The sequence below is a fragment of the Ensifer sp. Root423 genome, assembly GCF_001426275.1.
Taxonomy (GTDB): Bacteria; Pseudomonadota; Alphaproteobacteria; order Rhizobiales; family Rhizobiaceae; genus Ensifer; species Ensifer adhaerens.
This window is the reverse complement of the sequence record NZ_LMEG01000016.1, coordinates 263215-273451: the sequence shown is the minus strand read 5'-3', so window position 1 is coordinate 273451 and position 10237 is coordinate 263215. Positions and strand designations below refer to the sequence as shown.

Below are 10237 nucleotides of genomic sequence, written 5' to 3'. Positions count from 1 at the left end.
ACCGACTTGCCCCAGCCGCGATGCGAGGCCTCGAGCGCCTGGCGCATCACCTTGGTGTTGCCGGTGCAGTCGAAGGTGTAGTCGGCGCCGCCGATCTGGTCGGCKCCGCGCTTGGTCATGTTGACGAGGTAAGGCACGATGTCGTCGCCGACCTCCTTCGGGTTGACGAAGTGGGTCATGCCGAAGCGTTCGCCCCAGGCCTTCTTGTCGTTGTTGAGGTCGACACCGATGATCATGTCGGCRCCGGCAAGGCGCAGGCCCTGAATGACGTTGAGGCCGATGCCGCCGAGACCGAAGACGATCGCAGTCGCMCCCATTTCCACCTGYGCCGTGTTGATGACGGCGCCGATGCCGGTCGTCACGCCGCAGCCGATGTAGCAGATCTTGTCGAASGGSGCGTCCGGRTTGACCTTGGCAACCGCGATCTCCGGCAGCACCGTGTAGTTGGCGAAGGTCGAGCAGCCCATGTAGTGGTGGATCTTGTCCTTGCCGATCGAGAAGCGCGAGGTGCCGTCGGGCATCAGGCCTTGGCCTTGYGTCGAGCGGATCGCGGTGCACAGATTGGTCTTGCGCGACAGACACGACGGGCAGGAGCGGCACTCGGGCGTGTAGAGCGGRATGACWTGRTCGCCCTTCTTSACCGAGGTCACRCCCGGGCCGACGTCGACGACGATGCCGGCGCCTTCATGGCCGAGGATCGCCGGGAACAGGCCTTCCGGATCGGCGCCGGACAGGGTGAAATCGTCGGTGTGGCAGATGCCTGTGGCCTTGACCTCGATCAGCACTTCGCCGGCCCGCGGGCCTTCGAGCTGAACCGTCATGACCTCGAGCGGCTTGCCTGCCTGAACGGCAACGGCGGCGCGTACATCCACTGTGGTATCCTTTCGTTGATGCTTCAATCGCGTGCAAGGGCCAACCNCCTCGATCAGCACTTCGCCGGCCCGCGGGCCTTCGAGCTGAACCGTCATGACCTCGAGCGGCTTGCCTGCCTGAACGGCAACGGCGGCGCGTACATCCATCTATTTTCTCCTTGGACTGAAATGACGTCGGGCCGCCAGAACGGCGGCCCTAAGTGGAATCGCAATAGGTTATCGAATGTTCTGTTGAACGCGATTGAGTTCCATCTCAAGAGCGGCAATCGCCTTGCCGGTCTGTTCGTGCAGCTTCTTGACGAGGGCGAGCTGCTCGCGCAGGCCGTCCTTCTCGTCGATTGCGTCGGCATCCGGCGCGCGGCCGAGCCCGGCGATCAGCCAGGCCGGGGTGACGCCGAGTACGCCTGCAAGCATGAACAGCCGGTTTGTGCGGGGTTCGGCCCGATCCCGTTCCCAGGCCGCGATCGTCTCCGTGCGCACGCCGAGTTGATCGGCCAGTTCCTTGGCGCTGAGATTTGCGGCGTCGCGCGCCCTCCAGATGCGTCCTCCCAGCGTATCACCGTCGCTGGTGTCGCGCAGGCGGGCAATCATCGTTTCGGTGGACAAGCGCATGGACATCTCCTTTGCCACGGTCACGTTCAAAGGTCCCGAACCATGGGGGCCGACGGCCGACCTTTGGATCCGGGGCGGAAGATTGTCCTGAGCTTATAGGCATTTGGGCGGCGAGGGACCACCCCGAAGCGCCAAAAACACCGTCAATTGCGGCTAGGGCGCGGATAGTTCTTTCTCCGTCGCATCCTCGGCCGTTGAAAACCAACGCGTAGGCTCTAATGTGCGGCGGCCACAGGAGCTTGCCCCATGACAGACGCCCGAACTGCGACCACCGAACCCGCCGACACGGTGATGCAGGGCGTCGCCATCATGCTCTTTGCCATGGTCATCCTGCCGGGTATGGACGTGATTGCGAAATACATGGCCGTCTATGAGGGCATGTCGCCGGGGCAGGTGACCTTTTACCGCTTCTTCTTCCAACTGGTAGCGACGCTACCGATGCTGCTTGGCGCCGGTGGCCTGCGGGCGCTGAGGCCAAAGCGGCCCTGGGCCAATCTGCTGCGCGGTGTACTGCTGGCGACCGCGGCCTTGTTCTTCTTCATATCGGTGAAGTACATGCCGCTTGCCGACACCTTCGCCATCTATTTCGTCGAGCCCTTCATCCTGACCTGTCTTTCGGCGGTGTTCCTCAAGGAAAGAGTGGGCTGGCGGCGCTGGCTCGCCATTGTCGTCGGTTTCGGTGGAGCGATGATCGTCATCCAGCCGAGCTTTGCCGCTTTCGGCCTGACCGCGCTGTTGCCGGTTGCCTGCGCCTTCGTCTTTGCCTGCTACCTGCTCCTCAACCGTGCTGTCGGTACCGGCGACTCGCCGCTGACGATGCAGACAATAGCCGGCATCGGCGGCACATTGACGATGGCGCTGGTGATCCTGATCGGCAACGGCATGGGCAGCGCCGATTTCGTGCCGTCGCTGCCGAAGTCGCCGCTTGGCTGGATGCTCGTGATCGTGCTTGGCGCGCTGTCCGGCTACGGCCATCTGCTGGTGGTCAAGGCGTTCCGGGCGGCACCCGTCTCGCTGCTCGCGCCGTTTCATTATTTCGAGATCGTCACGGCGACGGCGCTCGGTTATCTCATCTTCGGAGACTTTCCGTCGCTCTCCAAATGGCTTGGTATCGCCATCATCGTTGGCTCGGGCCTCTTCATCATCTGGCGTGAGCGGCAGGCTGGACGTCGAACGGCAAGTTGAACGGGCTTACGGCGCGTCGTTCCGCGTCGGACCGAACACGGTCTCGAAGGCCTCGCGCAAGCGGATGTCCACGTCCGGCATCATTACGGGCAGGCCGAGATCGACGAGGCTGGTGACGCCATAACCGCGAATGCCGCAGGGCACGATGCCGCCGAAATGGTCGAGATCCGGGTCGACGTTGAGCGCAAAGCCATGGAAACTCACCCATTTGCGCAGGCGGATGCCGATCGCGGCGACCTTGTCTTCCGACATGGAGCCGTCGGGCAGGGCAGGCTTTTCCGGGCGCCGCACCCAGACACCGACCCGGTCTTCACGCCGCTCGCCCCGAACGTTCATCGAATCGAGCGTGGAGATGACGACGCTTTCGAGTGCCGCGACGAAAGCGCGTACGTCCTGCTTCCTGCGCTTGAGGTCGAGCATGACGTAAACGACGCGCTGGCCCGGGCCGTGATAGGTGTATTCGCCGCCGCGGCCGGTGGCAAAGACCGGAAAACGGTCGGGCATGACGAGATCGGCGGCGTCGGCACTGGTGCCGGCCGTATAGAGCGGCGGATGCTCGACGAGCCAGACCAGTTCATCTGCGGTGCCGGCGGCAATCGCCGCGGCTTCCTGCTCCATCAGCTCGACGGCCTGCGGATAATCGACCAGTTCGGAGGCAATCCGCCAGCGAACCGGGGGTGATTCCGGAGGGGCAAACATGTCCTGGCTCAGATTTTCACGCTGCATTCGCTCGGCATTCCTGTTTTTTAGAGCCTGTACATGGGATGGCGCGAGGCAAGAGTCCAGCGTTTCCGGGGCTCCTTGGGCGGGCTGTTGAAATAGTTTCATTTCCCGTCAAAATTCTGTCGTGATCCCCTTGTGCCCCCCAGGGGCTTTTGCTACATGCAGCCCCGTCGACGCAACCTACCACGATGCGGTCGTGGCGGAATTGGTAGACGCGCAGCGTTGAGGTCGCTGTGGGGCAACCCGTGGAAGTTCGAGTCTTCTCGACCGCACCAAAAAAACCCGGCTTCGGCCGGGTTTTTTGTTTTTAATCCTGGTGTTATCCAATTAGGCCTTCTGCCCGGGCGCAACCGGCGCATCCCTTTGTCTTCCAGTCCATATCATGCGTTCGAATAGGGGTGGCGGCCGTCGCTGATCTTGCGCGCGAATGCCGAACGAATTGCCGACGATCCCGTCGTGGCGAGAGCGAGCCTCGAAAGGCGTCGGGAAGGTTCGTTCGCTGGTCTGAAATGCGCGCGCTGAACGCCGTCTTTTCGCGCCGCACTGTGAATGCCCTCCCGTCCGTCGCCATCGTTTAATTTGTCCACAGCCATCCCTTGTGCACTCAAGGGGCTTTTGCTACATGCAGCCGCCTACCACGATGCGGTCGTGGCGGAATTGGTAGACGCGCAGCGTTGAGGTCGCTGTGGGGCAACCCGTGGAAGTTCGAGTCTTCTCGACCGCACCAAATACCCGGCTTCGGCCGGGTTTTTTGTTTCAAATCCATGTTTAGCTTCCCCGTTCTGGCGCGCCCTGATCGGCGGCATCGTGATGCCTTCTGGCAATCCGAGTCTCGCTCGTTTCGCGCTGAGTTGGCCGGTAGAAAATGGCTTGGGTCGCCCTTTGATGTTAAGATTTGTGCGGCGGTTCAACGTGAAGGGTGGCACGACCGCCACGCGTGTCGAAGCCTTGGCTGTGCGGGAGGTTCCTTTGTCCGGCGATCTCAAGACTGCTGCCGATGCAATCCTAAACGCCGCGGTCGCTTCCGCCGATGGCGTGCCAGGCGTTGTCGCAATCGCCACGGATCGCCACGGCAATTTTTACGCGGGCGCCACCGGAAAGCGCTCTTTGGCTGGCGCGACGGATATGACCATCGCCAGCGTCTTTGCGATCTTCTCGATGACGAAGGCGATCACGGCGACGGCCTGCCTGCAATTGGTCGAGGAGGGCAAGCTCGATCTCGACGCTCCCGCCAGGCAGTACGCGCCCGAAATCGGCACGCTGCAGGTGATCGAAGGTTTTGACCTCGCCGGGAATCCGAAACTCCGCCCGCCCAAACGAGACATCACCACGCGCATGCTGCTCCTGCACACGGCCGGTTTTGGCTACGATTTTTTCAACGAGACCTATGCCCGGTTGGCGCGGCAACATGGACAGCCGAGCGTGATCACCGCCTCCCATGCATCCATCCGGACGCCTTTGCTCTTCGATCCGGGCGACGACTGGGAATATGGGAGCAGCCTGGACTGGGCCGGGCAGGTCGTGGAGGGCATCACCGGCAAGCGGCTTGGCGCTGTGATGGCGGAACGCATCCTCCAGCCGCTTGGCATGGAAGACACCGGCTTTGCAATGACCGCATCCATGACATCCCGCGTGGTTACCTTGCACCAAAGGGACGATGCCGGACGTTTGTCGCCGTTGCCTGATTTCAGGCTCCCGCAGGACCCGGAGGTCCAGATGGGCGGGCACGGTCTCTATTCGACGGCCGTCGACTACGCCAAATTTATCCGCATGTGGCTCAACGACGGGATGTCACCCGGCGGTCGGGTGCTGAAGACGGAAACGGTCGAAATGGCGGCAAGGAACGGCCTCGGAGAAAGGAAGATCAAGAGGCTCCCGGGGGTAATAAGAAGCCTGTCGCACGACGCCGAATTTTTCCCCGGCATGCCGAAGTCCTGGGGGATAAGCTTCATGATCAACGATGAAGCAGCACCGACGGGACGGCCAGCCGGTGCGTTAGCCTGGGCGGGGCTTGCGAACCTCTACTACTGGATAGATCGCCAAAACGGTCTCGGTGGCCTGTGGGCGACACAGATACTGCCCTTTGCCGATCCCGCTTCGTTCGGGAGCTATCTCGATTTCGAAACGGCGGTGTACGCGGCTCGAAATACATAGCGGCGACGGGCGACAGAGGTCGCTGCGCCCGTCCGCCCTGATCCGTGTCAGTTGTTGCCGGCAGGTCCGCTCTGGTCCATGCGGCGGCGGACGAGCTTGTAGGTGCGGTCGGGCTGAACCTCGTAGGTCTCGTAGACCATCTGGCCTTCATACATGAAGCGGTTCTGGATCATGGCGCCCGGTGCGGCCTGTGTCTTCCTGCTGGCCGCGTTCTCGCCATAGGTCAGGCTCTGGGGCAGGGGCTCGAGATCTTGCTGGGCGCTGTTGCAGCCGGCGAGCGCGAGGAGGCCGATGAGGGCGAGATAGGTCGGTTTCATGGTTCGGTCCTTGGTGACTATGACGTGATGTTGCGAGCAGGGAATCGGTGCGCTAGCCGCGCGCCTGCTCCCTGGTCAGCTTTTCGAACTTCTTGATGGCGCGATCGCGCTTCAGGCGCGAGAGCCGTTGTGTCCAGAAGATGCCGTCGAGCTGGTCGATTTCGTGCTGCAGGCAGGTGGCCATGAAGCCGTCGGCTTCCTCGTCGATCGTCTCGCCGCCAAGCGTCTGGTAGCGGACGCGAACGGCGCGGGGGCGTTCGACCTCTTCAAGGATGCCCGGCATCGAGACGCTGCCTTCCGTATGGGTCGCCTTCTCGTCGCTACACCAGATGACCTCCGGATTGACGAAGGTCCTGGCGCCGCTTTCGCGATCGAACTCGATCACCGTCACGCGCTCCAGGATGCCGATATGCGGCGCGGTGATGCCGACGCCGGGGGCGTCCCGCATCGTGTCGAGAAGGTCCGCGGCCAGCGCCTCTAATGCCGCGTCGAAGCGGGTGATCGTCTCCGCCTTCCGCGTCAGCAGCGGGTTGGGAAAGCGGACAATGGGGCGAATGGCCATCAGATCTTCCTTGGCGGCGCCAAATGGGTGTTGCGCCTCCGATATCTCGACTGAAGTGCTAGCCGATCGCGCGGTCGATGTCGACTGTGTCGAGAAGCAGCCGGTTTTTCATGTATTTGCAACAGCTTGAATAAATCTGTTGTTGCGGCGCGCCCGGTGGTATCTGTGCTGTGGACCTCGGCAGGGCTTTGCGCTAGCAGGCTGTAAGGCCAGAATTCCCGCCCATGGCGGCGGATGAGGGCGAGGCAAACGTCAGTGGACGCATTCTTTCCGGCTCGCGAGGCGGACGGCCGGGAAGCAGCAAATCGTTTCGAGGGCGCGCATGAGCAATACTGGCGACGAAGACCGCGGCTCAGAAGACGTCAAGGCCTTTGACGGCTCGGACATTTATGCCGACGACGGTTCTATCCGCTCTGATTTTCTCATGCATGTCGGCGCGGCAATCGCCGACCGCGATACGATCTATCTGCGCCAGCACGTTGCCCACCTGCACTCGTCGGAAATGGGTGACCTGCTCGAGGCGATCCAGCCCGATCAGCGCCTGGCGCTGGTTTCGCTGCTCGGCAAGGAATTCGACCTTTCGGCACTGACGGAGGTCGACGAAGCGATCCGTCTCGATATCGTCGAGCACATGCCGAACGAACAGATCGCCGAGGCCATCGGCGAGATGGATTCGGACGATGCGGTCTACATTCTGGAAGACCTGGACCAGGAAGACCAGGACGAGATCCTGGCGAAGCTGCCGTTTACCGAACGGGTTCGCCTGCGACGCTCGCTGGATTACCCCGAAAGCACGGCCGGCCGGCGCATGCAGACCGAGTTCGTGGCGGTGCCGCCATTCTGGACTGTCGGCCAGACGATCGACTACATGCGCGAAGACGAGGACCTGCCGGAGAGTTTCACGCAGATCTTCGTGATCGACCCGACCTTCAAGCTGCTCGGCGCCATTGACCTCGACCGCATCCTCCGAACCAAGCGTTCGGTCAAGGTCGATGCGATCATGCACGACACCAGCCATGCCATTCCGGCCGAGATGGACCAGGAAGAGGCGGCCCAGCTATTCGAGCAATACGACCTTCTTTCTGCGGCCGTCGTCGATGACAATGGCAGGCTTGTTGGCGTGCTCACCATCGATGACGTCGTCGACGTCATTCAGGAAGAGGCCGAGGAAGACTTGCTGCGCCTGAGCGGCGTCGGCGACGAAGAGCTTTCGGACTCCGTCGGGGAGGCATCGCGCTCGCGCGTGCCCTGGCTGTTCATCAATTCGATGACCGCCTGCATCTCCGCTTCGGTCATCGGCCTCTTCGACGCGACGATCCAGCAGATCGTGGCTCTCGCCATCCTGATGCCGATCGTTGCGGGCATGGGCGGCAATGCCGGTTCGCAGACGATGACCGTTACCGTGCGCGCGCTCGCAACACGGGGTCTCGACATTCACAACGCGCCGCGCATCATCCGGCGTGAAGCCGGCGTTGGGCTGCTCAACGGCATGATCTTCGGCACGCTGATCGGGCTTCTTGCCGGTCTCTGGTTTCAGGACCTGAACATCGGCGGCATCATCGCAACTGCGATGCTGATCAACATGATGGCTGCGGCCCTTGGCGGCATCCTCGTGCCGCTCTGCCTCGATCGCTTCGGCGCCGACCCGGCGGTCTCTTCCGCCGTCTTCGTGACGGCCATTACCGATATCACCGGCTTCTTCAGCTTTCTCGGCATCGCCACCTGGTGGTTCCACGTCACGTAACGTGGCGCGTTGTTTGACTTTTACGTCAAGGTCAACGATAGTGCATGCTCAGGAACACATGGAATGGCAGCGTGGATAAATACTATAGCATCACCGAATTGACGCGGGAATTCGGCATTTCCACGCGAACGCTGCGTTTCTATGAGGACGAGGGCCTCATCCATCCGGAGCGCCGTGGTCGCACGCGCCTGTTCCGGCCGGCCGACCGGCGGCTCATTCAGGAGATTCTGCGAGGGCGCCGCATCGGCTTCACCATCGCCGAGATCCGTGAAATCATTCAGGTCTACAAGGACCCTCCCGGCGAGCTCGGCCAGCTTCAGCTGCTGATGTCGCGCGTCGAGGAAAAGCGCGAAGAGCTGCGCCAGAAGCGCAAGGACATCGACGATACGCTGGCGGAACTCGACAATGTCGAGGAAGCGTGCCTGACGCGTTTGGCCGAAATCGGCGTCGGCACCTGAAGGGTCGCTGGTTTATGTCTGGAATTTTCGAAGGGTAGCGTTCGCGCTGCCCTTTTTGCTGCGTGTATCCCTGCCGGCGCTCAGATCCAACGGCTGGTATGCCGGCAGTAGCGCTCGAATTCGAAACCGAAGCGCGACAGCAGGTGCCGCTCTTCATTGCGGATGGCAAAGAGTGTGGTCAGCATCACGGCTGCAATCGCCATGATGAAGAACCACGGATTGAGCGTCGCCAGCCCAAAGCCGATCATCATCAAGGTGTAGCCGAGATAGATCGGATTGCGCGTGAAGCGGAACGGACCGTAGGTGACCAGGCATGTGGCTGATCGGTAGGGCATGACCGCCGTATGCCGATCGAGCAGCGTTTTGACGGCCCACAGGGCCAGCCAGATCGCGACGATAATCAGGGCGCCGCCGCTGATCCAGGGAAACCAGCCGTGGCCATGTGCCACCGGAATGGGAAAATGTCGCGCCAGTAGAAGCGCCGCAAGAGTGGCGACCCCGTAGAGAAGGGCCGGCCATGGGAAGTTCAGCGGCTTGGCACGATAGGCATTCATGTCCTAGTCCCCTGATTGCACGTTGATTGTGCATTGCTGCGCGATTCGCGCAATGCGTTCATCGCTGCTGACGTTGATCTCTCCCCTGTTCAGGCTGTCGAACAGGTTCTGTTCCACCAGACGGTCGAGGGTACAGCCGCAGAAGCTGTCGCACGGCACGGCAGGATTTCCCTGGTTGCAGGCCGCAACGCAATTGCTGCGGTAGGCTTCCTTGGGATCCGGCAGTGTCGGCGGAGAGATCAGCGAGAAGAGATAGACCAGTCCGATGAGCACGGGCTGGTGAATGAGGTATATGGCCAGACTGTGACGGCTGCCGAAGACGAGGGGCGTCATCCACAGCCGCCCCTTGCCATCTGTGGAGGGCCGGCTTGCAAGCGCGGATACCAGCCGCGCGTGGAAGAGCTTGGCGGCACCAAGGCCGAGCAGAAACGGCCCGAGCCACGGCAACAGCGGCACGTAGTCGTTGGACCGTGGCAGCGTCTCGGACAGACCGACCCACCAGAGCCAGGGCGCATCGAAGATCGGCGAGCGCAGATAGAAGGGTGCCGCGATGGCCGCGGCGGCTGCGGCGAAGGAAACGACGGCAGGAAGCCTGAGGAATATCAGGCCGATCAGGCTTGCCGCGGCGATCGCATGCAGGATGCCGAAGAAGATGAAGGTGTCCGGGAAGGCAAAATAGGTGGCAATCGTGATCAGCGCTGCGGCGCCGGCGATCTTGGCGAAACGGCGCAGGAACGCGTTGATGCGGATCGTCGGCCATTGTCCGAGCACGAGGCTGTAGCCGGCAAGAAACAGGAAGCTGCTGGCAATCAGCCGCGCAAAAATCTTCCAGCCGCCGGTGCCGGCCGTGCCTGCTGCGACATAGCCGAAGAACTCGAGGTCCCAGACGAAGTGATAGGTCGCCATGGCAAGCAGCGCCACGCCGCGCGCGACATCGATGAAGGCGAGCCGCCTGCCTGTCGGTTTCGCTGGGGTCTCTGCTGCCGGTGCGGTCACATGGATATCGGACATGGGCATTCGCCATCCTGTTGGCGTGAGGAAGAGTGGCAGGCCTGG

11 protein-coding genes and 2 tRNA genes are annotated in these 10237 nt (G+C 62.1%); 6 read left to right on the top strand and 7 right to left on the bottom strand.

Features of this window, described 5'->3' with window-relative positions; genetic code table 11:
* On the bottom strand, positions 1-872 hold an 872-nt coding region (locus ASD01_RS17665), incomplete at its 3' end, for an alcohol dehydrogenase catalytic domain-containing protein (protein ID WP_060644195.1).
* A gap of 216 nt (positions 873-1088) precedes the next feature.
* Positions 1089-1484: a helix-turn-helix domain-containing protein gene (locus tag ASD01_RS17660; protein ID WP_034804375.1), complete on the bottom strand. Its 396-nt coding sequence runs from the start codon at positions 1482-1484 to the stop codon at positions 1089-1091.
* Between the two features lie 246 nt (positions 1485-1730).
* On the opposite strand from ASD01_RS17660, the gene ASD01_RS17655 reads away from it, so the two are divergent.
* A complete protein-coding gene (locus ASD01_RS17655; RefSeq protein ID WP_234798737.1) occupies positions 1731-2669 on the top strand; it encodes a DMT family transporter in 939 nt (312 codons plus the stop codon).
* A 6-nt stretch (positions 2670-2675) separates the two neighbouring features.
* Here ASD01_RS17655 and lipB read toward each other — a convergent pair whose 3' ends face one another.
* Positions 2676-3395 (bottom strand): lipoyl(octanoyl) transferase LipB, encoded by a 720-nt coding sequence (gene lipB / locus ASD01_RS17650; protein ID WP_034804378.1) that lies wholly within the window; start codon positions 3393-3395, stop codon positions 2676-2678.
* Between the two features lie 187 nt (positions 3396-3582).
* Here lipB and ASD01_RS17645 point away from each other — a divergent pair.
* The 3 genes from ASD01_RS17645 to acmB all read left to right on the top strand — a co-directional run bounded on the left by ASD01_RS17645 (position 3583) and on the right by acmB (position 5546).
* A tRNA-Leu gene (locus tag ASD01_RS17645) sits at positions 3583-3667 on the top strand.
* Between the two features lie 367 nt (positions 3668-4034).
* Positions 4035-4119 (top strand) — tRNA-Leu (locus ASD01_RS17640).
* 242 nt (positions 4120-4361) lie between these two features.
* A complete protein-coding gene (gene acmB, locus ASD01_RS17635) occupies positions 4362-5546 on the top strand; it encodes a methyl acetate hydrolase AcmB (protein ID WP_034796015.1) in 1185 nt (394 codons plus the stop codon).
* A 47-nt stretch (positions 5547-5593) separates the two neighbouring features.
* On the opposite strand, the gene ASD01_RS17630 is transcribed toward acmB, so the two are convergent.
* Both ASD01_RS17630 and ASD01_RS17625 read right to left on the bottom strand, forming a co-directional pair.
* A complete protein-coding gene (locus ASD01_RS17630; RefSeq protein ID WP_034796014.1) occupies positions 5594-5863 on the bottom strand; it encodes a hypothetical protein in 270 nt (89 codons plus the stop codon).
* 52 nt (positions 5864-5915) lie between these two features.
* A complete protein-coding gene (locus ASD01_RS17625) occupies positions 5916-6425 on the bottom strand; it encodes a peptide deformylase (protein ID WP_034796011.1) in 510 nt (169 codons plus the stop codon).
* Positions 6426-6747: 322 nt separating this feature from the next.
* Between ASD01_RS17625 and mgtE the strand changes: the two genes are divergently transcribed.
* A complete protein-coding gene (gene mgtE, locus ASD01_RS17620) occupies positions 6748-8169 on the top strand; it encodes a magnesium transporter (protein WP_034796009.1) in 1422 nt (473 codons plus the stop codon).
* Between the two features lie 44 nt (positions 8170-8213).
* Positions 8214-8627, top strand: coding sequence for a MerR family transcriptional regulator (locus ASD01_RS17615; protein ID WP_034796007.1), 414 nt, complete (start codon positions 8214-8216; stop codon positions 8625-8627).
* Positions 8628-8707: 80 nt separating this feature from the next.
* On the opposite strand, the gene ASD01_RS17610 is transcribed toward ASD01_RS17615, so the two are convergent.
* On the bottom strand, positions 8708-9181 hold the full coding sequence (locus ASD01_RS17610; protein WP_034796004.1) for a methyltransferase family protein: 474 nt from the start codon (positions 9179-9181) through the stop codon (positions 8708-8710).
* 3 nt (positions 9182-9184) lie between these two features.
* Positions 9185-10192 (bottom strand): heparan-alpha-glucosaminide N-acetyltransferase, encoded by a 1008-nt coding sequence (locus tag ASD01_RS17605; RefSeq protein WP_034796001.1) that lies wholly within the window; start codon positions 10190-10192, stop codon positions 9185-9187.
* Between the last annotated feature and the right edge of the window lie 45 nt (positions 10193-10237).

Bases quoted from the DNA above. Each gene is read 5' to 3' on its own strand.
- ASD01_RS17655 (WP_234798737.1), top strand. From the start codon at position 1,731: ATGACAGACGCCCGAACTGCGACCACCGAACCCGCCGACACGGTGATG.
- ASD01_RS17625 (WP_034796011.1), bottom strand. From the start codon at position 6,425: ATGGCCATTCGCCCCATTGTCCGCTTTCCCAACCCGCTGCTGACGCGG.
- ASD01_RS17605 (WP_034796001.1), bottom strand. From the start codon at position 10,192: ATGTCCGATATCCATGTGACCGCACCGGCAGCAGAGACCCCAGCGAAA.
- ASD01_RS17615 (WP_034796007.1), top strand. From the start codon at position 8,214: ATGCTCAGGAACACATGGAATGGCAGCGTGGATAAATACTATAGCATC.
- ASD01_RS17630 (WP_034796014.1), bottom strand. From the start codon at position 5,863: ATGAAACCGACCTATCTCGCCCTCATCGGCCTCCTCGCGCTCGCCGGC.
- mgtE (WP_034796009.1), top strand. From the start codon at position 6,748: ATGAGCAATACTGGCGACGAAGACCGCGGCTCAGAAGACGTCAAGGCC.
- ASD01_RS17660 (WP_034804375.1), bottom strand. From the start codon at position 1,484: ATGCGCTTGTCCACCGAAACGATGATTGCCCGCCTGCGCGACACCAGC.
- ASD01_RS17610 (WP_034796004.1), bottom strand. From the start codon at position 9,181: ATGAATGCCTATCGTGCCAAGCCGCTGAACTTCCCATGGCCGGCCCTT.
- lipB (WP_034804378.1), bottom strand. From the start codon at position 3,395: ATGCAGCGTGAAAATCTGAGCCAGGACATGTTTGCCCCTCCGGAATCA.